This is a genomic window from Armatimonadota bacterium, from assembly GCA_037138755.1.
In the GTDB taxonomy this organism is placed as follows: Bacteria; Armatimonadota; Fimbriimonadia; order Fimbriimonadales; family Fimbriimonadaceae; genus Fimbriimonas.
In genome coordinates, this window is the sequence record JBAXHT010000003.1 from 213862 (window position 1) to 237938 (window position 24077).

General features: G+C 52.9%; 25 protein-coding genes. 19 read left to right on the forward strand and 6 right to left on the reverse strand.

Annotation, left to right across the window (positions count from 1 at the left end):
- Positions 1-2: 2 nt before the first annotated feature.
- The 3 genes from WCK51_13335 to WCK51_13345 all read right to left on the reverse strand — a co-directional run bounded on the left by WCK51_13335 (position 3) and on the right by WCK51_13345 (position 3155).
- Positions 3-1193, reverse strand: a complete 1191-nt coding sequence (locus WCK51_13335; protein MEI7577871.1) for an acyl-CoA dehydrogenase family protein — start codon at positions 1191-1193, stop codon at positions 3-5.
- Positions 1194-1263: 70 nt separating this feature from the next.
- Positions 1264-2232, reverse strand: coding sequence for a hypothetical protein (locus WCK51_13340; protein MEI7577872.1), 969 nt, complete (start codon positions 2230-2232; stop codon positions 1264-1266).
- Entirely contained in the window at positions 2229-3155 is a 927-nt protein-coding gene (locus WCK51_13345) for a helix-hairpin-helix domain-containing protein (GenBank protein MEI7577873.1), read from the reverse strand. Before WCK51_13345 ends, WCK51_13340 begins: the two co-directional genes overlap by 4 nt.
- 128 nt (positions 3156-3283) lie before the next feature.
- Here WCK51_13345 and WCK51_13350 point away from each other — a divergent pair, with 128 nt between their 5' ends.
- Positions 3284-6118 carry a hypothetical protein gene (locus WCK51_13350; protein ID MEI7577874.1) on the forward strand — a complete coding sequence of 945 codons (2835 nt, stop codon included), beginning with the start codon at positions 3284-3286 and terminating at the stop codon, positions 6116-6118.
- A gap of 68 nt (positions 6119-6186) precedes the next feature.
- On the opposite strand, the gene WCK51_13355 is transcribed toward WCK51_13350, so the two are convergent.
- Complete coding sequence (locus tag WCK51_13355; protein ID MEI7577875.1) at positions 6187-6648, reverse strand: EVE domain-containing protein; 462 nt, start codon at positions 6646-6648, stop codon at positions 6187-6189.
- Positions 6649-6763: 115 nt separating this feature from the next.
- Here WCK51_13355 and WCK51_13360 point away from each other — a divergent pair, with 115 nt between their 5' ends.
- From WCK51_13360 to WCK51_13420, 13 genes are all read left to right on the forward strand, one after another.
- Complete coding sequence (locus WCK51_13360; GenBank protein ID MEI7577876.1) at positions 6764-7486, forward strand: hypothetical protein; 723 nt, start codon at positions 6764-6766, stop codon at positions 7484-7486.
- A 46-nt stretch (positions 7487-7532) separates the two neighbouring features.
- On the forward strand, positions 7533-8618 hold the full coding sequence (gene mqnC / locus WCK51_13365) for a cyclic dehypoxanthinyl futalosine synthase (protein MEI7577877.1): 1086 nt from the start codon (positions 7533-7535) through the stop codon (positions 8616-8618).
- 389 nt (positions 8619-9007) lie between these two features.
- Positions 9008-9544: a sigma-70 family RNA polymerase sigma factor gene (locus WCK51_13370; GenBank protein MEI7577878.1), complete on the forward strand. Its 537-nt coding sequence runs from the start codon at positions 9008-9010 to the stop codon at positions 9542-9544.
- A complete protein-coding gene (locus WCK51_13375; GenBank protein ID MEI7577879.1) occupies positions 9541-9825 on the forward strand; it encodes a hypothetical protein in 285 nt (94 codons plus the stop codon). Before WCK51_13370 ends, WCK51_13375 begins: the two co-directional genes overlap by 4 nt.
- A 10-nt stretch (positions 9826-9835) precedes the next feature.
- Positions 9836-10939 carry a DNA polymerase III subunit beta gene (dnaN, locus tag WCK51_13380; protein ID MEI7577880.1) on the forward strand — a complete coding sequence of 368 codons (1104 nt, stop codon included), beginning with the start codon at positions 9836-9838 and terminating at the stop codon, positions 10937-10939.
- 10 nt (positions 10940-10949) lie between these two features.
- On the forward strand, positions 10950-12299 hold the full coding sequence (locus tag WCK51_13385; GenBank protein MEI7577881.1) for a hypothetical protein: 1350 nt from the start codon (positions 10950-10952) through the stop codon (positions 12297-12299).
- Between the two features lie 20 nt (positions 12300-12319).
- Complete coding sequence (locus WCK51_13390; GenBank protein MEI7577882.1) at positions 12320-12907, forward strand: GNAT family protein; 588 nt, start codon at positions 12320-12322, stop codon at positions 12905-12907.
- A 14-nt stretch (positions 12908-12921) separates the two neighbouring features.
- Positions 12922-13389, forward strand: coding sequence for a GNAT family N-acetyltransferase (locus WCK51_13395; GenBank protein ID MEI7577883.1), 468 nt, complete (start codon positions 12922-12924; stop codon positions 13387-13389).
- Between the two features lie 104 nt (positions 13390-13493).
- Positions 13494-13922, forward strand: coding sequence for a flagellar FliJ family protein (locus WCK51_13400; protein MEI7577884.1), 429 nt, complete (start codon positions 13494-13496; stop codon positions 13920-13922).
- A complete protein-coding gene (locus tag WCK51_13405; protein MEI7577885.1) occupies positions 13919-14524 on the forward strand; it encodes a lytic transglycosylase domain-containing protein in 606 nt (201 codons plus the stop codon). The genes WCK51_13400 and WCK51_13405 overlap by 4 nt, the downstream gene beginning before the upstream one ends.
- Positions 14524-14997, forward strand: a complete 474-nt coding sequence (locus WCK51_13410; GenBank protein ID MEI7577886.1) for a hypothetical protein — start codon at positions 14524-14526, stop codon at positions 14995-14997. The genes WCK51_13405 and WCK51_13410 overlap by 1 nt, the downstream gene beginning before the upstream one ends.
- A gap of 20 nt (positions 14998-15017) precedes the next feature.
- Positions 15018-15710, forward strand: coding sequence for an orotidine-5'-phosphate decarboxylase (gene pyrF / locus WCK51_13415; GenBank protein ID MEI7577887.1), 693 nt, complete (start codon positions 15018-15020; stop codon positions 15708-15710).
- A gap of 46 nt (positions 15711-15756) precedes the next feature.
- On the forward strand, positions 15757-16674 hold the full coding sequence (locus tag WCK51_13420; GenBank protein ID MEI7577888.1) for an A/G-specific adenine glycosylase: 918 nt from the start codon (positions 15757-15759) through the stop codon (positions 16672-16674).
- On the opposite strand, the gene WCK51_13425 is transcribed toward WCK51_13420, so the two are convergent.
- A complete protein-coding gene (locus WCK51_13425; GenBank protein MEI7577889.1) occupies positions 16662-17759 on the reverse strand; it encodes a hypothetical protein in 1098 nt (365 codons plus the stop codon). The genes WCK51_13420 and WCK51_13425 overlap by 13 nt on opposite strands.
- A gap of 63 nt (positions 17760-17822) precedes the next feature.
- Between WCK51_13425 and nadC the strand changes: the two genes are divergently transcribed.
- The 4 genes from nadC to WCK51_13445 all read left to right on the forward strand — a co-directional run bounded on the left by nadC (position 17823) and on the right by WCK51_13445 (position 22837).
- The gene (nadC, locus tag WCK51_13430) at positions 17823-18656 is read left to right on the forward strand and encodes a carboxylating nicotinate-nucleotide diphosphorylase (GenBank protein ID MEI7577890.1); all 834 of its coding nucleotides are present in this window, start codon (positions 17823-17825) and stop codon (positions 18654-18656) included.
- A 2-nt stretch (positions 18657-18658) separates the two neighbouring features.
- Complete coding sequence (locus WCK51_13435) at positions 18659-19369, forward strand: biotin--[acetyl-CoA-carboxylase] ligase (GenBank protein MEI7577891.1); 711 nt, start codon at positions 18659-18661, stop codon at positions 19367-19369.
- A gap of 529 nt (positions 19370-19898) precedes the next feature.
- A complete protein-coding gene (locus WCK51_13440) occupies positions 19899-22148 on the forward strand; it encodes a DUF3854 domain-containing protein (protein ID MEI7577892.1) in 2250 nt (749 codons plus the stop codon).
- A gap of 308 nt (positions 22149-22456) precedes the next feature.
- Positions 22457-22837, forward strand: a complete 381-nt coding sequence (locus tag WCK51_13445) for a hypothetical protein (GenBank protein MEI7577893.1) — start codon at positions 22457-22459, stop codon at positions 22835-22837.
- Positions 22838-22928: 91 nt separating this feature from the next.
- Here WCK51_13445 and WCK51_13450 read toward each other — a convergent pair whose 3' ends face one another.
- Positions 22929-23483 (reverse strand): hypothetical protein, encoded by a 555-nt coding sequence (locus WCK51_13450; GenBank protein ID MEI7577894.1) that lies wholly within the window; start codon positions 23481-23483, stop codon positions 22929-22931.
- 60 nt (positions 23484-23543) lie between these two features.
- Here WCK51_13450 and WCK51_13455 point away from each other — a divergent pair, with 60 nt between their 5' ends.
- Positions 23544-23801 (forward strand): helix-turn-helix transcriptional regulator, encoded by a 258-nt coding sequence (locus tag WCK51_13455; GenBank protein ID MEI7577895.1) that lies wholly within the window; start codon positions 23544-23546, stop codon positions 23799-23801.
- The last annotated feature ends 276 nt before the right edge of the window (positions 23802-24077 follow it).

Below are 24077 nucleotides of genomic sequence, written 5' to 3' on the forward strand. Positions count from 1 at the left end.
TCTCAGACAACCGGCCAAGTCGGAAGTACACGTGCGATCGGACGATCCACCCGGTATCCCAACTCATACTCCGCCTGCATCAGCGTGTGAATCTCGTGTGTTCCCTCATAGATCATCGCCCCTCGCGAGTTCCTAAAATACCGCTCGACCGGAAATTCATCCGAGAAGCCGTACGCTCCGTGAATCTCAACCGCCTTATTCGCCGAGTCAAACGCCGCCTCGCAGTTCACCCACTTCGCCATCGAGCACTCCCTAGTATGTCGAAGCCCCTGATTCTTCATCCAACCAACTTGGTAATAGAGCAACCGCCCAACATCTCGACCCCGAACCATCGAGGCAATCATTTGCTGAACCAACTGCTTCTTGCCGATGACCTCACCGCCAACCGAACGCTCATTCGCGTACTTCACCGAAGCATCAAGGCAAGCGGTAATGATCCCCACAGCTCCTGCTGCAACCGTGTACCGACCATGATCCAAAGCCGACATCGCGACTTTAAACCCATCGCCTTCCTCGCCGAGCATGCAAGACTTGTCGACCCGCATGTTCTCAAAGAAGATCTGTCCGGTATTCCCTGCCCGAACTCCCAACTTCCCTTTCAGAGCTTTCGAAGAAAATCCCGGCGTATTCCGATCTACGATAAACGCGGCGTACGGAGCCTTCGCGTCCGTATTCGTCAAACGAGTAATGACCAAAAACTGGTGGGCATAGTCTGCCAGCGAGATCCAAGTCTTCTCTCCATTGAGAATGTAGGAATCGCCGTCTCGAGTTGCCGTAGTCCGCAAGTTAGCCGCATCAGAACCAGCATTCGGCTCCGTAAGTCCAAACGCCCCCCATCGGTTCCCTTTCGCAAGATCCGGCAGCCAGTGCTGCTTCTGCTCCTCGGTGCCCCACTGAAGCAGAGTCAAGGAGTGCAAACCACTGTGAACCGACATCACAACGCGAGCCGTTGAGTCCGCTCGTTCAAGCTCCTCACAAACAATTCCAAGTGAGACGTAATCTGTATCCGACCCGCCGTACTTCGCCGGGATCGAGATGCCCATGATGCCGCCTTCCGACATCTTCTCGAGCATCGAAGCATCGCTTCGGTGCTCACGGTCGCGCTCGGCGAGGCCGGGAAGAACCTCGTTTTGTCCGAATTTGTAGGCCATCTCACGAATCAACTCGTGCTCTTGCGTCAGGGCAAAGTCCATGGGAGAAGTTTACCGACCCTGAAACACAAAACACCCCTCGGTTCACGAGGGGTGTTGAATCTCTTCGAAGTTACTTGATCTTGAGCTTTATCCAGGCTTGCTGTCGAGTCTTCAAGTTCTGCGCAGTGATCTTTCGGAAGCCAGGTTTAGCGACTTTCACCGGGAATGACCAGCGACCGTCGGCCTTAACCGTTCCTCGCATCGATGGCTTTCCATCCACCAATAGCATCACCTTATCGCCAGGAGTTCCCTTTCCTCCGATTTTGATGACTCCATGGGGAACCACATTGAAATTGGAATGGGAGCTGATAGCGAATTTGCTGACCGGCTTGGTCGGTGCAGGCTTCTTCGGAGCCGGCTTCTTTCCGCCAAGTGCCTTCGGTTTTTCGTGCGGCTTCGCGGCAGGCTTGCCCTTTGCTTCCTCGGCGACGACCTTGTCCTTCTTAGCCACGTCGTCCGTGCCTAAGTCTGAACTGCCGGGGTACACCACATCCGATCCGTCGTCTTCTGGGAGGAGGTCGATCGGAAGCTCGTCTGAATCCTTGTGCGCGTCGTTCTTCGCCACTTTAGGAGAAACTTTCGCTGAGCCTTTCGGGGAAGAATGGGCAACGATTTCTTTCGGAGCGTCCTTTGAAACGGTGAACTCGAGGCTCTGCGTCTCAGGCTTCGAATCGCTCTTGCCAGCGTCCTTGACGATAACTTCGATACTGTGAGCGCCTTCCTTCACTTTTTTGGCTTCAAATCGATACGCCCCATCCGAATCCGCGCTCATCTGAACAGGATCACGTTCATCGAGTCGCACTTCGACCTTCTTACCCTTGCCAATCTGTCCCTCGAAAACGTACGTACCCTCGCCGTAGTGCTTTTCATCGCTGGGATGGGTAATCGCGAGTAGACCAACCGTGTCGGCGGTCTTTGCTCCCTTCTTTACCTTTGTTGCCACAGGAGTGGCTGGGGAAGGCCCCATGCCGAATGCCAAAGCCCCACCCAAAAGGACGAGTCCGGCGGCGAGTTTGGTCTGCTTCGAAGTTAGCTTCACGACTTTTCTCCTGCGGCGTACAGAGCGGCTTCTCGGCGCCACTTCATGACGTCAATGTGCTGCCAGTTTTGGGGCTCAATCACCTCGGTGATTCGACTCGGCGAAGCTGCTGCGAGCTGGGCAAAGGTTTTAATGCCGGCTTCATAGAGCTTTTGCTGATACACAGGACCGATGCCGTCAATGTCTTCGAGCGGATCGCGATTATCACCCACGGCAACGGGAGTTGGAACTTCGACCCGCAAAGCAGGGCGGTCCTCAATCGGCTCAAGCTGGGCGGCGGTTGCTACGCCACCTGAGGCAACCATCGGCTGAGCGGTCGGAGGCACAGGATTATCGTTATGAACAACTTCCATTTCAACCGGAGCTGAAGGTTCTTCGACCTTGACAGGCTCGGCGAAAGGAGAAACGACTTCTTCAAGCTTTGGGGTTTCGACAACTTGTGGAGCTTCTACTGCAGCCGGTGCAGAGGCGGGCTCTGGCTTAAGTTCTGCGACCGGGGAAGCTACCGGAGTCGGAACTGACATCGCCTGGTGCATTTCAAACTTGGCTTTGAGATCAGACAGTTCCTGTTGAGTCGCAGCAAGTTTTGCTTCTAGTGCAGCCTTTTCGCTCAGCTGCTGTTCAAGCACCTTCACGCGCATCTCGTGCTCTTCGCTTCCTGGCTCCGCAGAGGCTGCTTCTAAAACCTGTACCTTGGCTTCCAACTGTCGAGTGTAAGAGTGAAGATCGGCGACTTTGTCAGCTTCTTCCTTCACGCCCGCCAATTCGGCCTGGAGTCGAGCGACCTCCTCGGATGAATCGCCCACAAAAGCCTGGGTTGCGGTCTTGCCGGAATTCCCCTTATCAAGTAGCAACCAGATGAAGGATGCAATTCCACCCCCGGCGAGGAGAGACGGTAACACTGTTAGTTGATCGAAGTTCATAACGACAGACGCTTCCTTAAAGCTCTACACTCATTTTCGTGCAACTTGCCACGAAACATTAGGTGTTACGACAAATTCTTTCCGGTACTGGAACTCATTTGACCCTAGAACAAGGTAAAAGCCTCCCTATGCATTATCGGCAACTCCTTGCCCTCTCTGCCGTCCTCTGTTCACTTCCCGGACTTAGCATCGCACAAACTCCGATTCCGCGTCCGAAGAGCGAGGGCAACCTCGCCATGATCCTCGACGCACTTCGACCCCGAGAAGTTGGACCGACCAACATGGGTGGACGAATCATGGACTTCAGCGTTTCGGAAGCTAATCCGGACCTGTTTTACGTCGCAACGGCGAGCGGTGGACTCTTCAAAACCCAAAACGGTGGCGACACATTCGATGCAGTTTTCGATTACGGAAACTCAGTCAGCATGGGGGCTGTGGCCATTTGCCAATCAAAACCAAACGTTGTGTACGTGGGAACAGGTGAGCAATCAAGTCGAAATTCAGTCGCCTGGGGAGATGGCGTCTACAAGTCTGTCGACAGTGGGAAAACCTGGGCTCACATTGGCCTCCGAGAAACTCGACACATTTCCGAAATCTACGTCGACCCGAAGAACCCAGATGTCGTTTTCGTCGCCGCCATCGGTCGGCTTTGGGGTCGGAGCGAGGAGCGCGGTCTTTACAAATCAACCGACGGTGGAAAGACCTGGCGCATGGTCCTCAGTCGAGGCGACCGAGCGGGAATCATCGACCTCGACGTCAACCCCAAGAACCCTCGCATCATGTTCGCTTGTGCCTGGGATCGGTTAAGAAAGCCGTATGTGATGGCAAGCGGCGGACTCGAAAGTGGACTTTTCAAAAGCACCGATGGAGGAGAAACCTGGAAGCCGGTTACGAAGGGACTTCCAAACACGGTGCTCGGCCGAACTTCGGTAAGCATCCACGCCAAGAACCCCAACATCATGATCGCGACTGTGGAGTTCGTTCCACCCAAGGATCCCAAGAATCCATTCGCCGGAGAAGGTGAAGAGGAACAAGAGCGCGAGAGAGACATTGACGGAAGTGAAGCCAACCTGTTTGTTCAGCAGGGTGGGCAGGTCCCACCAGCGCCTGCAACCCAAAAGCCGCAGGAAAAACCAGCACCCAAGAAGCCTGAAGACCCCAATGCATGGCGCAATTCGGTCCCGGCTGGCAGCCAGATGAACGGCGGAGGCATCTTTATCAGCCGGGACGGAGGCGAGTCTTGGTCGCTGCTCAGAATGCTCAATCCAAGACCGTTCTACTTCAGCAACCCAACCATCGATCCGATCAATCCGAACCGAATCTACATCGGCGGCCTCAACCTCCTTGTGACCGAGAATCAAGGCAAAGACTGGAAAATGATTGGTCAGAACACTCACGCTGATCACCACGCTTTTTGGGTGGATCCCAAGAACACTAATCACCTGCTCACCGGTTGCGATGGTGGAATCTACTCATCCAAGGACAAGGGCGTCACTTGGCGGCACCACAACCAGCTCGCTCTTGGTCAGTTCTATGCCGTCGACTTTGACAGCCAGTTCCCATACTGGGTGTACGGCGGACTGCAAGACAACGGTAGCTGGGCGCTTCCCACTCAAACCACCAACGGACCGGTCGGACCTTGGCACGCTACAAACCTGAACGGAGGAGACGGCTTTCACGTCGCAGTCGACAAAGACGAATCGGAGTGGGTATTCAGCGAAAGCCAAGGCGGGGCAACGTCCCGTGTTAACCGAAAGACCGGTGCCCGGAAGAGTATTCGACCAGCTATCAACGGAGAGACTCTGCGCTTCAACTGGAGCACCCCGTTTATGCTCTCGCCTCACGATCAGAAGACGATCTTTATCGGTGCTAACCGACTGATGAAGTCAACCGACCGCGGCGACACTTGGAACCCAATCTCTCCTGATCTCACCACGATGAGCCCAAGGAAGATCAAGTCGGGAGAACTCAGTAAGCGGCTCAGTATCAACATCGAATCGACCGGTGCGGAGAACCACTGCACCATCATCACGCTCGACGAATCTCGACTCGTGAAAGGTCGATACGCCACTGGCTCTGATGACGGACAAGTCAACATCTCGCTCGACAATGGCGAAACTTGGACGGACGTCACTGCCAAACTTTCTGGCTTGCCAGCGAACACATGGATCAGCCGAGTGCTTTGGTCAAAGTGGGAAAAGGATCGCCTCTATGTCACGGCCGACGGACACCGAAACAATGACTTCCGGTCGTACGTGTACGTCAGCGAAGACGCCGGGAAGACCTTTAAGTCTCTCGCTGGCTCGCTTCCTGATTACGATAGCGTCTACGTTGTAAAAGAGGGCGAAACCAACCCGGACCTGCTCTTCCTGGGCTCAGAGATGTCCCTTAGATTCTCAACGGACCGAGGCGCCACTTGGAGCAGAATCCGAGGAAACTTCCCTACCGTCGCCGTCCACGACCTCAAAGTTCACCCAAGAATGAAGGATCTGGTGATTGCAACTCACGGCCGTTCGATCTGGACGATTGACATTTCCGCGCTGGAAGGAATGCCGAAGACTTTCGTTGCAGACTCAACCGATCGAGCGCCAAAAGAGCCCGTGATCCTTGGTGCATCACCAGCGGTCTACAGCGCCTGGGAGTCGGGATCGCCTCTCGATGGCGACACCTTTGGTGGTTCGGCGAACACCGGAAGCTCAGTCCGCGTCTACGTTTGGATTCCCAAAGACCTTCCGGAAAACGCAGCCATAACTGCCACCTTCCAAGGAGCTACAGGTGATGAGCAATCAATCATCATTTCGGACCCTCAAATGTCGGCGATGAAGAAACGTGGAGTCAGCGTCCTCACCTGGCAAGCCAGGGGGTTCACTCGCCCTCAGCCTGGCGAGTACACCATCCGCATCAACGTCAACGGAACAATCCTGAAGACAAAGACCGAGATCATCGCGCCTAAGTCGTACTGAGGTTTGGTTAGATTGCCCCGGTGCAATCGGGGCTTTAGCAGTCCCGATTACATCGGGACTGCTTTCCTTCACAACCCTTTCAAAGAGTTGATAATTTGCCACTCGGCTTCGGTGACGGGCATCACGGAAAGCCGCTGTCCTCGTGCCAGCACTAGCATGCTTTCTAATCCCGAGGTCTCCCGCAATTCACTCATTGGAATCAACCTCTTAAACTTTTGAACGAGTTGGACATTTCGGCAAATCCAGCGCGACCCATCCGCCGGAGCTTTGGGGTCATAGTAGTCGCTGGAAGGATCAAACTGAGTCGGGTCGGGAAACGCGTCACCAACGATTCGCATCGTCCCCACGATCCCGCTTGGGGTGGCATTCGAGTGATGAAAAAACGCAAGGTCGCCATCCGACATCGAATCCCGAAAAATATTCCGAACGGTATAGTTTCTGCATCCCTCCCACATCGCAGGAACCTTGGATTTTTCAAGGTCATCGATAGAATATGTGTCAGGTTCAGACTTCATCAACCAGTAGCGCATTTGAACCTAAGTCTACGCAGTTCGTCGTACTCGAATCGCTACCGAAACAGCTTGAACTTCGTTAAAAACATCACGAATACGTCACTTACTGCCGGGTATCGTATTCCTCACACGGATGAGACAGACTATTCTGGATTTGAGCGACGCCAAGGGCATTTTCGACCGCATTCTTAGCCACTGGAACACAGCAAACCAGGGTCTCACTTCCCCAGGGATCGTCTTGAAGGGCGACTTTGATCGCAACGCATTTCTCAACAAAGCCGTGGAATTCGATCATCTCACAGCTGAGATTGAACGCATCACTGATATTCGTGATAAGGCGAGCGCACAACTCACTCTTTACAAACACAACATGCGCTCCACAATGCAGAGATTTGCCTATTTGGTGCGAGGACTCTACCCGGATTCTGACTTCTCCAAGGGACTTCCCGCTCTGCCCGACACTCGGTCCAACGAAGCTCGCTACATGGCCCCAGTCGAGCGAACGCTCATGATTTGGCGCCACGCCAATTCGGTTCGACCCCTTATCCTGCCTGATGGAACCTCAATCGAGATGTTTGCTGCGGGAGTCCAGGTGCTTCGACAAGCATTCAAAGCTAGAGACAAAGCATTCGCCCAAGAAAGGCAAATTCGAGCAGATCGTCGTCGGCTTCACCAAATTTTGGTTGACCGAGCCGTTCAGTACCGCCAGGTTGTGCTGGGTGTTTTCGGAGACGAGCACGCGCTGGCCTTTGCTCTGCCAACTCTATGGCCCAAGCAAGACCGCCGCAAGAAGCCTGCGCAGCGACTTGAGATTGTCGAGCACCATCCAGAACCTGCTCGTGCGCTGCTCGCTTAACTCAACTTTCAAACTTTCCTGAAACCAAGGGAGTAGAATAGTTGTGATGGCACTTCTCGACGCAATTTCTATCGACTCGATTTCCGAGAAGGTCTACGCCAACGAGCGGATCAGTGCCGATGAAGCTCTGTTTCTCTTCCATCACGAGAATCCACTCGAGTTGGCAGCCCTCGCCAACTTTCGCCGACAACAACGCACTGACCCTAAGGTCGTCACCTATATCGTGGGGCGAATCCTCAACTACACTAACGTCTGCTGGGTTCGATGTAAGTTCTGCGCCTTCTACCGAACTCCGGGGCATGAGGAGGGTTACCTCCACTCCGATGAAGACATTCTGGCAAAGGTCAAGGACACTGTCGACAAGGGCGGCGTCGAAATCCTCTTCCAGGGTGGTCTCAATCCCAAGCTCAAGATCGAATACTTCGAGCACATCTTCTCCCTGATCAAGCGGGAGTATCCTTCGGTCATTCTCCATGCCCTCAGCCCGGCGGAGATCATTTACATTGCCCACATCAGCAAGATCACTCTAGAAGAGTGTCTGACCCGCCTCAAAGCAAGTGGACTCCACTCGATTCCCGGAGCCGGTGGCGAGATTTTGGTCGACCGTGTCCGAAAGATTATCGCGCCCTACAAGGACACCACCGACGAGTGGCTCGCCTGCATGCGCGCCGCCTCCGCGATGGGAATCCGAAGCACGGCCTCCATGATGTTCGGCCATGTCGAGACGCTAGAGGACCGAGTTGAGCACCTCGGTCGAATCCGTGATCTCCAAGACGAGTGCCAGCCGTTCCGCGCCTTCGTCACTTGGTCATTCCAACCAGAAGAAACGATGCTCCAAATCCCCGCCAAGGCCACCGCCGCTGACTACCTCCGCACCTTGGCTGTGAGCAGAATCTTCCTCGACAACTTCGACAACATCCAACTCTCCATCCTCACCCAGGGTCCCAAAATTGCCCAACTTGGCCTCGGCTACGGCGCCAACGACTTCGGCTCGGTTATGATCGAAGAAAATGTCGTCTCGGCGGCCGGAAACAAGTTCATCCTGAACGCAACGGAGTTTGAGCGGTTGATCACAGATGCTGGGTACGAGGCTAGACGGCGGAACACGCGATATGAGCTCCTCGAAGCCTGAAGTCTGGTTTTGGGCGGAAGTCAAAGAACTCCCGGAACGATATCGAACAGTTCCTATGGTCCATAGACTCGACTTCTTTTTCCCAGACGAGTTCCACAGGGGCTATTGCATATGGCCATGCGCAGAGCGTGACGGACACGAACTCGGCTTCACTCCTCTCAATCCTGAGCTCTGTGAGCGCGAGGTGCACCCCCGCCTCTACATTGGAGCGGAATTCCACATTAGGCAGGCCACCCACCCTCATGCTGTTTGCAGAATTACTGAAATCTATGACAAAACCTCGGTCGCGACGATTTGATTCACGTCTAACAACTTCCCCGCAACATCACCAGAAGTGATACAATAAGAAGTTCTTTTGCGACCTTCTAGCGGGTCGCTCCGTCTATACCATGCCCGGTGAAACCAATCACGATTCCCTCCAGGAAAAGCGCTGGCTTACCGCTCTCAATGAGGGCGATACCAAGGCTTTGGGTGGAATTTATGAACTGTACGGAGAAAGGATTTTCCGATACACCTTCAGAATGCTGGGCAACCGTTCTGATGCCGAAGACATCACTGCCGAAACCTTCCTTCGCGTCCTTCGCCGATCAGGCGAACTCCGCGCAGATGGTGCATTTCGAACCTGGCTCTTCCGCATCGCAAGGAACCTTTGCATCGACAAAATGCGGCAGCACAAACTTATGGAGCTGCCCCCAGACGCATCAATCGCGGGAACCGAAGAGAAGTCAACGCTGCGCATCACAGTCCAGCAAGCTCTCTCCGAACTCCCCACCGAATACCGGGAGCCATTAGTGCTTTGTGATCTCGAAGAGATGGCGGCCCGGGAAGCAGCGGAGGTTCTGAAAATCAGTGTTCCGGCACTGAAATCTCGCCTATACAGAGGACGTAGGGCGCTCCGTGACAAGCTAGGAGGCACACAAGAATGAACACCATCTACAACAAACTTGTTGATATGTACGCGGGCCAAGAGCTCGCTGAAGACCTGAACGCCGAACTCGAATCGGCCGCAGAAAACGATCCTGCCCTCAAAGCAGACATGACTTCCCTTCGCGCGACCGTCACCCGGTTGCAGAACGAAGACAACGGGGCCTACACCGATGAAACCCACGCTCGAATCCTTATGAAAATCTACGCGCGAGCCGGGGAAATGCAACAGGGCGCTCCCGAACCGATTTACCTTCAATACCAATTGCCGATGTCCGGCTAAGACCAACCAGATGAAAATCACCTGTCCACGAAAAGAGTTCTTCGAAGCCGTCAGCGCCGCTGGCCAGGCCGCTTCGACCCGCACATCGGTCAACATCCTCCAGACCCTCAAGGTCGAGGCGACCGACACCACCATCCGCGTTGTCGGGTGCGATGGCGAAATGTGGGTCGAAAGGTCACTGCCGTGCGTTGTCGAAGAGCCCGGCGCAATCTGCGTTCCGGCCCGCCTTCTCGTGGACATTGTTTCTTCCCTTCCCGACGGCGATATCAGCCTCTCCACTTCGGACGGCACTAACGTTTTGCTCACCCATGGGGCTTCCGAGTACCGATTGCACTCGTTGGATCCTGTCGATTTCCCCGACGCCCCCACATTTGGCGGCGAGAGCGATTTCAAGATTCCTGCCGGCGAGCTTCGCTCGGCGGTGGATTCCGTCATCTTCGCGGTTTCGACAGATCCACACCGTCAGCTTCTCACCGGCGTAATGCTCAATTACACCGGCGATCGACTCCTTCTCGTAGCAACCGACACCCACCGACTTGCAGTTCGACAGATCACCAAGCCAGGTCTTGGCGGTGAAGTCAATGCAGTGGTGCCGGAGAAAGCTCTTAAAGCGATCAAGGCTCTACCGGTTTCCGACGATACCGAGGTCAAGCTCGAGTTCGGCGCAGGACGCGTCGGCGTCGATGCTGGTTCCGCGAAAGTCGTCACCCAGCTCCTTCAGGGCACCTATCCCAACTGGGAGCGCGTCGTCCCTGCCGAGACAACCCGAACCTGGTCCATCGAAGCCGACCAGCTCGGTAGCAAAGTTAAGCGCGCAATGATCGTTGCTCGAGACAGTGCCAACCGAATCCGATTCAAAGGTGGCGAAGAGACCCTGACAATCGTTGCTCGATCCGAAGAGAAAGGCGACGCGAAGGAAGAACTGCCAATCATCTCGTCCAACGGCGAGATCGAAATCGCTTTCAACGGCAAGTACGTCCTCGACGCCCTAGAACCCATCAGCGGCCCCGGAGTCAAAGTCGAAATGACCGAACCCTCCCGCCCTGCAGTGTTCAAGTCCGGCGACGAAGAGTCCAGCTACTTCTGCGTCATTATGCCGATGTCGTTGATGTAGTAAGTTCTAAATGAAAAAGTCCAATCTGGTCTTGTACCTACAGCAAATGCTGGATAACAGTGCCGATGGCTTTCCCGACTTCAAACATCATAATTCTGTTCACGTTTATGGCGGAGACTCACTTGGAGTCTCGTTTGCTCCTGCAGGCGTTCATCCGCCAAAGCCTGAAGTACCTAAGCCCGAAGAAGTGTCGAGACCATGTTTCTACCTTTACGACCAGGGTGCCGATGCTCTGACGAGCTTCATTCAAGAAACGAGAAGTGATGCGACCCTTGCCCGAGTTAGCCCAGGTGAGGTCAGAGACGAGTGCGAGATATGGCTTCGCGAGAGGAGGGGTTCCCCTAATCCTGCACCTCTGTGCGAAGAAAACGTCAAGACCATTCTAAAAGCGCTGAGAGCGAGAGTTGAACCTCGAGAAGTCACGGTTCACATACCTGGCGTCCACCTTGAGGGAGTGGTGATCAACGTTGGTTCTGTTAGATTTGAACCAATAGCACTCACGAGGGAACGCATATTCGGCGCGTCAAAGAGGCATATTGAGTCCTCCGCACACCCACCCGATCAACATGAACAATTGTTCGTATCTAGTACGCCTTGGATCGAACAAATTCTTCCAAAATCGGGCTGCTCCGCATCCTTCGAAGTATCCGCCACTCCCGCAACCGCTGCTGAGTTGGCACTAAAGGATATTCGAGCCGCCTGTTCCCTGCTGCAAGTCTACGCTTGGTTCGTCGACCGCCGGGAAGATCGGACACGAAATACAATGCCAAGTTGTGATGTCTCAGTCTCAATGGACGGAACGGTTTCGAAGTCAGAAACTGGTATTAGCTACAACTTTAGTCGTCGTGGATGGGATGAACATTTTGTGCTCACCGAAGAGATGACTAGACATCTTGTTGAACGATGTTTTTTGGGGGAACTCTCAGGGTTGTTTCTCTCGGATGTAAATTTGACTACCACTGATGAGTCGGTGCGAACGGCAATTTGGTGGCTCAGCAGGTCGACTATCTCGATCATCCCGTCAGAAGCATTGATGTTTGCAGTGATCTCTACGGAGCGACTCCTGTTCCCGATTGGTAGCCAGAATACTAAAGACAAATGGGAGACCCGCTTACTGTGGCTGCTCAAGGACGAATCAGAAGCTTTTAGAAAGATCGTAGCTTCAAATCTGGCACAAATCTATGAGGCACGAAGTAGGATGGTGCATAGTGGAATCACCCAAGTGGAGATGGAGACTGCAAAATTGTCACGTGAAATTGCATTTTCGGTCCTGATGGCTTTTTGCGACTTTTGGGCTCAAGGCAAGTCACAATCCGAGATATTGTCTGGTTTAGATATCAAAGCCAAAGGGCTCGGTTAGCACCACCTCAGAACTCCTAAATGCCATTCAACTTCCCCACTCTCACCGGACGGACCGTCCGCATCCGCCCACTCCGGCGAGAAGACGCAAATCTTCTCGCCGGGATCACCTCCCTCGACACCTTCAAATACTACGTCACCAGCGTCCCCACCAGCCAAGACCCCGAAGGCTGGCAACCCTTCGTCGACTACATCCTCGAAACCCCCACCATCCACGGCCAAGTCATCGAAGACCTCCAAACTGGCCAGATTCTCGGAATGTCCAACTACCTTGACATCCGCGAAATCGATCGCCAGGTCGAAATCGGAATGACCTGGTACATCGAAGAACGCCGGGGCACAACCCTCAACCCCGAAGCAAAGCTCCTCCTGCTCACCCACGCTTTCGAAACCCTCGGCTGCATCAAAGTCACCCTCAAAGCGGACGACCGCAACGCTCACAGCAAAGCCGCCATCCTCAAACTCGGAGCCAAACCCGAGGGCGTTTTCAAAAAGCACCGCCTCACCCCTTGGGACGAGTTCCGCGACACCGCCTGGTTTGCCATCATGGCGGAGGATTGGCCCGAGGTGAAGCAGTCCCTGCTCGCACGTCTCAAGACCCAAGACTAAAGACTCAAGACCCGATGCAAATCCTTCCCGCCACCCCAAAAGACATCCCAATCATCCGTCGCCTCATTGAGGCGCTGGCGGATTATGAAAAGTTGCGCGATGAATGCGTCATCACCGATGACCAATTGGAGCAGTGGCTCTTCAAGACCCCAAAGGCGAAAGCCGTGGTCTGCTGGCACCAAGGTGAGCCAGTCGGCTTCGCGCTTTACTTTAACAACTTCAGCACATTCAAAGGCAAACCCGGAATCTATCTCGAAGACCTCTTCGTCAAACCGGAACATCGGGGAAAAGGGTACGGAAAAGCGTTGCTCAAATACCTAGCTAAAGAAGCAATTGACAACGGTTACGCACGCTTCGAGTGGAGCGTTTTGGATTGGAACCAGCCAAGCATCGACTTCTACGAATCCATGGGAGCAAAGCTCATGCACGAGTGGAAGATTTGCCGCGTGGACGGCTCGGCACTGGAAAATCTAGCAAGGTAACCTCGGCGTCTCGCCGGGATCCGGAACCCGGCGAGACGCCGGGGGTACCTTGAACTCTCACAACTCTCTTCAGGAATTACTAAAACTGCCAATAAGAGAAGCATATGGCGGAAACAGCGTTTCAATTTCGGCTCCAGCGCGTGCTGGAGTACCGAGAGATGGAGGAGAAATGGGCAAAGGACCACTTCCTTGAGAAGCAGGCCGCCCGCTATGAAGCCGAATCAGAGCTGAACGAGATCGACCGAACCCGTCGAACCTTCCTCGGAATGGGCGCCGATGACCTGACTCAACGACGAGAACTTGAACTCCGCCTCCAAAAGCTCGACGACAACGAGCGAGCACAGCGGCTTCTGATTTATACACTTCAAGAAGAAGAAGACGAAGCTCGTTCTGTCTGGCTAGACAAACGCCAAGAGAAGTCAGTCATGGAGAAACTCAGGGAACGCGCCTATGATGAGTTCAAAACCATTATGGAAAGGCGAGAGCAAAACGCTCTCGACGAATTTGCTACCCAACAAAGAGTCGCCGCATGAGCTTCGACATCGACTTTCAACCCAAAGGTCCCGAAGCAGTTCGGCAACGGATGGACGAGATCAGAGAGCGTCTCGGTGTCAAGGATCCCGACGAGTTCAAAAAGGCAATGAAGGAAGCGGCCAAGCCTCCGATGCGGATGCAAGGCTACATTGGGAATGGCACACCAGATCTGCACATGGAAGACGGTTTGGCTCCGTTCGATCCGGGTCGGCCAGGATCAAAAGTACAAGTTCAGGCTATGATCGAGCGCGTTGCACGAGAGCAAGATATAGACCCGAAAATCATCAGAGCAGTGGTGGAAGCCGAAAGCGACTATAAGATCAACGATGTTTCCCGCACTGGGGCTAAGGGCCTCATGCAACTCATGCCTGACACCGCGCGCGAAATGGGAGTCACAAATCCGTTCGACCCATACGAGAACCTCACCGGCGGAACGAAGTATCTCAAACAGATGATCGCGCGTTACCCAGGCCGCCTTGACCTGGCTTTCGCGGCCTACAATGCCGGTCCCGGAAACGTTGACAAAGCTAAAGGGATTCCAGATTTTGCCGAAACTAGAAACTACGTGGACAAAATCACCGCGAAACTTAACCGACGATAATGGCTGAAGGAAGCAAGAAGACGAAGAAAAAGGGGTTGATGATCGTCATCATCCTCGTCGTCGTGCTTGTCCTCGCCGCTGTTGCCGTGGTGGTTCTCGCTAAATTGGGCAAAATCAACATCCCTGGTCTGACACCCAAGAAGCCAGCGGCAGCCTCGGCCAAAAAGCCGGAAGTGAAACCCAAAGCCGCTCCAAAGAAAAAAGTTGAGGAACCTAAGGCTCCAATCATCGCCGAAGCTCCACTGAACGATAAAGAGGGCGCAATCAAACTTGCAACCGTCTGGAACGAGATTCCGACAGAGGGCCTAGTCAAGATTACAAAGGCCATGACGCCAACAGAACTAGCTCCTGTGCTCGTCGAGATGGATGCCGAAAAGTCCGCCGCCCTTCTTGCGGCGATGGATGCCAAAACCGCCACCGTCGTCAGCCGAGAACTCAAGCGAGTGGCATCCGCAGTTCAACGAGCAGAATAACCGGGTACGCTGGCTGTTCGATGGTAAGACAGGTTATCTGCGCCCTCGACACCGGCAACCTCGATGAGGCCATTGCCACCGTACGCCGCCTCAGCCCTTGGGTGAACACCTTCAAGATCGGCCACGGACTGACCCTTCCGAACGGGCTATCGTGCATTGACAAGCTCCAAGACGCCGGTGCGGAACGAGTATTTCTTGACCTCAAGTTCCACGACATCCCCAACTCGGTCGGTCTAGCCGTTCGAGAAGCCGCAAAGCACAACGTCTGGATGATGACCCTTCATCTCACCGGGGGGCCGGCGATGCTGAGTGCCGCGGTGGAAGAGGCAAACGCATACTCTGATGAGCGGCGTCCGCTTCTCGTTGGCGTCTCAGTCCTCACTTCACTTGACCAAAGCACGCTGACCGAGCATCTTGGTGTTAACCGAACCATCGAAGAGCATATGGTGAAACTCTCCGCCGACGCCATCAATCTCCAGCTCGATGGTGTCGTCTGCTCCGCATTCGAAATCAAGCCGATCAGAGAAGTGATTGGTAAGCAAGGAATCATTGTCACGCCGGGAATTCGCCTCAGCGGCCCGAGCCATGATCAGAAGCGAGTAGGCACTCCGGCACAGGCGATCGCCGATGGTGCCGACTACCTCGTCATTGGACGGGCCCTCACCGACGCCGCCGAACCCGAAGCCGTCCTCGCTGAGATTGGGCTTGAATAGCCTCCACGAAAAGCTCCTCCCCTGGTTTCGGGCGAATCAACGCCCGATGCCTTGGCGTCGAACCAAAGATCCCTATGCCATTTGGGTGAGTGAAATCATGCTCCAGCAGACCCAAGTCAGCGTCGTGATGCCCTATTATGAGCGTTGGATGGCTCGCTTCCCCTCCGTTGGCTCTTTGGCTGCGGCAACCGAAGAGGAAGCGCTTCAACTCTGGCAGGGGCTCGGCTACTATCGCAGGGCAAAGAGCCTCCTGTCAGGTGCAAAACACGTCGTCGAACACGGTTTTCCATCTGAGGTCATTGGCTGGAAAAAGGTGCCCGGCGTCGGTGACTACACCGCCGGAGCGATATGTTCCATCGCTTACAACTTAGCGGTTCCCCTAGTCGATGGAAACGTCGAGCGAGTCTATGCGCGCCTCAACGGCGACAGATCATCGGGTCCCGACCTCTCTAAAGCTGCCTGGCGCTGGGCAGAAGAGAACGTCGCTCCGTCAGCTCCAGGAGATTGGAACCAGGGCCTCATGGAGCTCGGAGCAACCGTTTGCACTCCACGTGAACCCAGCTGCTCAGCTTGCCCGATCAAGCTGAATTGTCGAGCATTTCTTCGGGGGTTAACAAATGAACTTCCGGTAGCTTCTCCAAAACCCGAAATCAAGCGACTCAACCAAACAATGTGGGTTCTCATATGCGACGGGCAAATCCACCTAACGCACTCGGTCGCCGGCGAGTGGTGGGCCGGGATGTACTTATTACCAACCGTTGACGAGCAGCCCACCGAAGGCTGGGTGGAGGACCTCGGCCGATTGACCTACTCTATCACAAACCACCGGATCAAAGCAGACGTCAAGCTAGTTCGGCTCGAGTCAGCCATGGAAGGTTACGTGCTCCACCCATTGGACGCAATCCAGTCGCTTCCTATTCCTGCTCCTCACCGTAAGGCCCTTGCGCTCTATCAGAGAATCTGAAGTTTGAGCGGTTCTTGGCTATCTCCACCTCGAACTCCTTTCAGGTTTAGCTCAACGGAAATTCGGAAGTTTGTTTCAATGATCAGTTCGCCGGGTCGGTTGGGATCAATTCTGCTTAAAATATTCGGCGGGAGGGTAGCACCACTCTGCCCCGGCCGGGTTACTGTTGCGCCTCCGGATTGCTTCTCGCTGAGAGACCGAATGAAGTCTCCAATCGGACGTTTCAGACCAGGATAGTTGTTGAGGTTAAGCCTCGTCGTCGTGTTCGAGTAAGCAAAAGTTTGCTCGATCAGGCTATCACTAAGTACTCCGACAGTTTGGCTCAGCAAGCTGAGGGCTAGTTCTCGACTCTCCTTACTCTTGGCTAAGCTGGGCATTTGCGGCTGGTATTCGTATACTTGACCGCCCGACGGGTCGTATTCCGGCTGGGAGCTCGGGCTCGTGCCTTTACGCACCCCCTCTTGAGCTTTTGATAGCAACACCGAGAAGCTGCGGCGCCACGACGCGGCGTCGAAGTCGATTATCCAAGCGGTGTCCGTTACCCGAAACTTTCCGCCCAGCCCGGTCGCCAGGGACTGCGCCAAGACAACTCCATCCACTCCACCAGGCGCTGAAATCGCTACTTTGAACGGAGACATTTGGGCTCCGACAAAGTAACCGGCTAGCTGAATTTGCTTGCCCAGATTGAGTGGAGCCAGTGTGCGAAGGCTGACGACCGATCCCGAGGCGGATGAGAACACTAGTTTTCCACCTTTTATTGCAGAACCGGGAACGACCTCCTCTGTAGACTTCGTCGATTGTGAGGCACCAACCAAGGGCTTCAGAATCCCCCAATTGCTTTCCGGCAAAATCGTCGGTCGCAATACGGTCATATCGCTTCTGAGTAGCAACGAACCAAGACGGACGATTGGGTCGACAAATGCATCTGGATCCGCGACTCCGCTGTCTACCGAGAACTGCGATGGGCCAGCAGAAACAACCATGCTGGGTCGCTTAGTCTTGAGATTGAGTTGCTCCGAAATCTGAGAGAGGTTTTGTGATTTCGCCTCCGGAAGCATCGCCGTGACCATCAATAGAGTGAGCATTGACATCTAGACGTGCCGCGGCGCCAGAAGCTACTTGACTCTTCTGGTAAATTAGGCAATCTGATGAAAAACGTGTGGCAAGAGCCGCAGCCGTTCGGCTGGGAAGACCATGTTAAGGCCGCACTTCATGAAGACGTGTTCTCGGGTGATATCACTTCTTCAGCAATTCCGGAGGGCAGACTCGTCAACTGGTACATCGAAGCCCAGGCGACGGGAGTTGCATGTGGCGTCGGCATTGTCTCCCACCTTTTCGGCGAGACCACCGAGTGCCTTGTCTCTGATGGTGCCCCGGTGGGTTCCGGAACAATGATTGCCCGCGGTTGCCTCGAAGGCAACCGAGCACTCCAAGTTGAGCGAACCGCGCTGAACTATCTGATGATGCTTAGCGGCGTCAGCACTCTCACAAGTCTCTTTGTCGATACTGTCGATGGCACGAAAGCAAGAATCGTTGATACTCGCAAGACTGTTCCCCTGATGCGGCACCTTCAAAAATACGCAGTCCGGTGTGGAGGCGGTCACAGCCATCGAATGGGTCTCTACGATGCCGTGATGATAAAAGATAACCATATACGAGCCCACGGCTCAATCGAGTCCGCAGTAAAGGCCACAAGAGGCAAGATCTCACACCTCTACAAAATCGAAATCGAATGCGACCACCCGGAGCAAGTTTCCGAAGCAGTCGCCGCTGGCGCAGACGTCATTCTCTTGGACAACATGTTGCCCGCAGTCATGGCCGAGGTCGTGGAGTTGTATCAAGGTAAAGCTCTTTTTGAAGCAAGTGGTGGAGTTTCGTTGTCAACGGTACGAGCCATTGCCGAGTCCGGCGTCGATGTCATTTCAGTGGGTGCTCTCACCCACTCTGCACCTTCCCTTCCTTTCCATCTAGAGCTCAACTAACCATGTACCCACCTAACGGTCCAACAGTATTTGTTTCCGCGGCAACCTCCACCCAAGATCTTATGAAGTCTTCTGAGGATGCTGGAGTCATCTGGACGGACAACCAAACCCAGGGTCGAGGTCGCCACGAACGGTCATGGCTCTGCGAACCAGGAACCGCCCTTGCTGCTTCGTTCAGGTTCGACGAGTTTACAAACCACCCGAGTCCGTATCTGGTAGGCATGGGGCTGGCGGTAGTTGTAGCAACCGAGTTCGACCTCAAAGTTCAGTGGCCAAACGACATTGTATGGGAGGGGATGAAAATCGGAGGAATACTGACCGAAGTTGTGGACGGGGTCCCAATAGTCGGCCTCGGCCTCAACTTAACAACAACAGATTTTCCTAATGAACTTCGACACAGAGCCACAAGTTTGCTTGTCGCGAAAGGAGTTGAAGTCACTCCTCAAGAGGCAATTGACCGGATCCTCCTCGCAATTGGACGCTGCTTGCTCTGCGTCGACAATTGGGGCAGCCTTGCCACTGAGTGGCAAAAGCGAGATGCAACTCGTGGCAAGACTTACACCATCAACGACGGCCGTAAAGTAGTAGCCCAACACGTCACCGAAGCCGGTCACCTCTTCTGGATGGGTGAGACGGACTCAGGAATCACCACTCTGGCGGAGGCGTACTATGAGCCCGGTTCGGCTCGGCAGGAACAGCCCCGAAGGGTTTGAAATATTGGTGGGCGGTGCGGGACTTGAACCCACGACCCCTTCGGTGTGAACGAAGTGCTCTACCACTGAGCTAACCGTATGCTTTTTAGGTTCAGCACTCGGGCGGTTTTGACTCCCGATAATGTCGAACGAAGTGGTGTATCAAAACACCCTACTATCCATTTATACCCTGTTCTTAAAAGTTTCCGTCAATGAATTTATAGTCGGCGTTAATCAGTAGACGACTTTTGCTCGATTGGCGGCCTGTAAAGCTGAAATAGGTTGAAATCTTCACCATGCTCTGTCATACTTGTGTAGTAAGGAATGATACATGCTTCAGGGAAAACCCCTTTGCAATTGTCAAACTGAGGTATTCCGCCAAAAACCGAAAGGATAGTGTGTTTGCTGGCGAAACAGTGAACTATTCAGAAGTGAGAGATATGAACTTCTAGCGGCAGATTCCGGCGAATCGGGAATCCACAACAATAATCTAGGCGGGTAGCTCTAAGCACTCAGTTGTTGTGTAAGCCGAAAGAAGGAACTCTCGTGTATGAAATTTCGCAAACCTACTCAATCAACTACTGGGCAACTTAAGCCTGATCACCTCGAACAACTGAAGTCTTCTGGAATCTCAGAAGAAGTGATCGCCGAAAGAGGCTACGAAACCGTAACGGAACAGGAAAAGTTGAAGAACTTGGGCTTTCCTTGGTATCAGGCCCTAGTTCCAACACTTCTAATTCCTCTCCACCCAGTCGGGGACAATCCGAACGGAGCTGAATTTGTCAGCCGTCCAGACAAACCACGTCATGGCGAAAAAGGAAAGCTCATCAAGTATGAGGCTCCGGCTGATTTCGAGGTACCGATTGACTGCCCTCCAAGGTGCAAAGATGATCTCGAAGACGCAACCGTTCCCCTATTTGTCACTGAGGGAATAAAGAAGGCCGATTCAGCGGCCTCAAAGGGCCTTTGTTGTGTGGCTCTCCTGGGCGTCTGGCAGTTTAGGAATCACGAGTGGGATTCTATCGAGCTAAAGCGTCGCAAAGTTTACATAGCTTTTGATTCCGATTCAATCGAAAATGCTCATGTAAACGACGCGGCAAATAAGCTCAGAAGCTACTTGCGAGGTTTAGGAGCTACGGTTGTTAGACTCTTCATACCTTCCGGGCCGAACGGAGAAAAGGTTGGGTTGGACGACTACTTTGCAAACGGAGGAACGCCAGAGGAGTTAGTCACTTTCACACAAAGGTTTAGAAGTGGAAAGCTCAAAATTCGGGCTGATCTTCCAACCATCGAAAGCCACGAAGAACGCCTCGAAGAAATGGTTGACAGTTCGATTCAGGCTTTGGTGGACAAAAATGATCCTCCGTATCTGTTCGTTTATGGGAGTCGGTTGTCTAGGCTCAAACGGTGTGAAGTCAATGGAGTCATGCTTCCTCAAATCGAAGACGGAACCAAGGATGTAATCATTGACCGTCTGAGTCAGTGTGTGAACTATGTGAGTGTGAGTTCCAGTGGAAGGAGGATTGTCAATCCCCCAGATATTGTTGCTCGAATGATAACAGCACGACCTGAGCTACCGGGAATTCCATCAATCAAGGGAATTGCCACTTCCCCATTCTTTTCCAGAGATGGAAAGCTGATCTCAGAGCCGGGGTTCGATCCAGAAACCGGGGTTTTCTTGTTCATCCGGGACGGCCTGAGATTGCCAAAGCTGGACACTTCCAAAGAAGGTGTTGCAAGGGCCGTTGATCTGATCGAGGACTTGATTTGCGATTTCCCTTTTGAAGATGGCTCTTCAAAATCTCATGCAGTCGCATTTTTGATTACACCGTTTGTTCGGGAAATGATCCACGGCCCAACCCCAATGTTTCTCTTCAACGCTCCCAAGCCGGGGAGCGGGAAGACTCTTCTCATGACAACGCTTGCAAGAGTGTTCGTTGGCGATGCAGTAGCGTTCACATCGGCCCCCCAATTTGAGGAAGAATGGCGAAAGCGATTAACTTCGCTTTTCAAAGAGGGAGTTACACACGGACTTTTCGATAATCTGGCAAAGTTCGGAAGCGAAGCACTCAACACGGCTCTAACTGCACCGGACTGTATTTGGAAGGATCGTCTACTCGGACGGAATGAGACCCCTCACTTACCAATTCGATGTACCTGGGGAGCAACAGCAAACAACTTCGAGGGGACTGAGGAAGAGCTTCGAAGATGTATCAACATTCGGATAAACCCCAATGACGAAAACCCAGCTTCCAGACGTGGTTTCAAACACGCTGATTTGAAGCGATTTGCGGAATCAAATCGGCCCCAACTTTTAGGAGCGGTTGTAACCATCGTCAAAGCTTGGGTGGAGGCTGGTCAAGCCGAGTACTCAGAGACCGAACCTCTCATGGGAAGTTTTGAGAACTTCTGCCGAATCGTTGGTGGAATTCTTGAGTTCGCTGGTTACCCTGGATTTCTCAGTAATCGTGAGGAATTCCTTGAACAATCAGACATTGAAACAGAACAGCACAAAGGGTTCATTCAGGCGTGGTCGGACAGATACGGCAAATCCCTCGTTCGAGCAAGAGACCTTCAGGATATGGCTTGCAACCATTACCCCGAAATAGATGTCCTCTCTCCGACGGTGGCAAGAGTCCAACTTGGAAGACTTCTCGGAAAACTGAGAGATCAAGTGATTCTTGGAAAGAGAATTTGTCGAAAGCAGAGTGACGAAGGATTCCGATATTGGCTTGCTGATGCAGTCAAACCGGGGAAAAGGGTTGCAACCGGGTACATCGGCGAAGACGATCCTATCTAGGTGAATTGCTTTGACCAATCTAGAGAGAACCCGGAGTCCACCGGGTTCTGCCCAGTTGCAACCAGAACAGGACAAAAAACGCCAAGTATCACCCTTGGCAACACGGAACCTTTGACGCTCAGAACTGAGCAACGGGGTTTCCAGAATCAACGAATCCTCGAAGATCGGGGAGGGAAACAATTCAAATGCAAGTCAAGAACGAAACAGAACATATTCGTCAACAAAAGAACCTGGGCAAAATCTTAATCACTCAGGCCGCTACAGTCAAAGAGAATTTAGACATACAGCTTATGATTCTTCATCAGGGCATGAGACCACATTTACACGAAGGAGAATGGACGGGTTCGATCCAATTCCCAAACGGAGTCGTTGGAACTGCATCCAAGAAAGTGCTAAACCAGATTGCTCGAATGATTGTAGATGGAGTCTTTCATGTACCTAGTGTTGACATCCTTCACGAAAGGAAACGACGCGCGAACTACTTACTTCGTGTTGCTCCGTACCGAAGAGAGCATCTCCCAATCAGATATGCATTGAAGCAATCTGGTTTTCTTCCTGAACATCTTAACAGAGAATGGACGGGGCAAGCCGTTGACAACCTCGGAAACAAAGTGAGACTCAGTGCCGAACAGGAAATCCAAATGGCAAAGCTCATCTATGAGCGGTTTTACGGCAACGGCTACACCTAGCCAAGGAAAGCGGGGGTAGTGGGGGTTTCGGGCCCGCTCTTTCCCCCCACCCCACTCTCCGCAAAATTTCGTTAAGATTTTAATGGGGTAACTACTTCAGAATTTGGAGCCGTAGGGCCTCAAAATTTTCCGTGAATTTCCGAGCATCCGAACGCTTCTCAAACTGAAACGACACGGACTTTACAAGCTTCTTACTCTCACGGGGCTGAATCTCCGACGGATCATTTGGTTTAACCTCAGCAATCTTTTGAACCTCTTTCAGTTCTAATTCCCCCGTGAATAGAATCTGAGCTTCAAACCACTTGGTTCCTTCGAGAGGTTCAACCTTTAGCTCCTTTACATTCTGCCAGGGGATCGTCGCAGTTCTGGTCACGACTAAGGTCGTTGTTCCAGATCGTGGTGAAATACTCTTTCGGCGGTAAGTTGTTTCGAATCCAAATTCAGACTTGGTGCATGTCTTGATTCGAGTGAAGAGGGTCTCACTTCGGGTCTGTATGGAAGTATTGTCTTCTAACTGGTCTCTAAAATCTTCGAACTGCTTTTTTAGATTTTCTGGCACCTCAATTCGCGGCTCCTTCTCCCGCTCTTGATAGTAGGAAACAGCACTTGATAAGGAGAGAATCGAAGCACAAAGAAGAGCACCCATTACAGGTTCATTTTACATAAAAGAACCTTAATTAGGTTTCATCCGACTGTCAGCTTCTGGATGTTGCCAGCCAGACACAAGATAATCTCCGATATTGAGCATGTCCGATTCGGCGCATATATGCGTTCGGTCCGAGAGTCCGTTGGTGTGTCCCAGCGGGAGTTAGCAAAGCTTTTAAACTTGCCACAAAGCTATGTTTCCAAGATTGAGCGTGGAGAACGACAACTTCAAGCCCTTGAGCTGATCGAACTTTGCCGACTCCTGAAAGTGAATCCAGTCGATATTCTAAAGGGCTACGTTACAACTCCCTCGGACTAACATCGGGTAGCCCTGGACTGTTTCCAAAAATGTTAAGGCTTTTGGCCGAATCATGCTCCCAAACGATGCTTTGAGATAACACTTGTATAAAGCAGACTAAATATACTAGCCAAAGCTCTACATCCCTGTGTCAAGAACCGTTGACATTGCCGGGTATAATCTTTGCACTCAATCCGAATCAGATTCTGTAGACCAATGATGGCTTCACGATTCGTTGAGGAATTTCAGAGAATTTCAGTCATGTATTGACTTGCCTGACGTCACTCTGTCATTCTG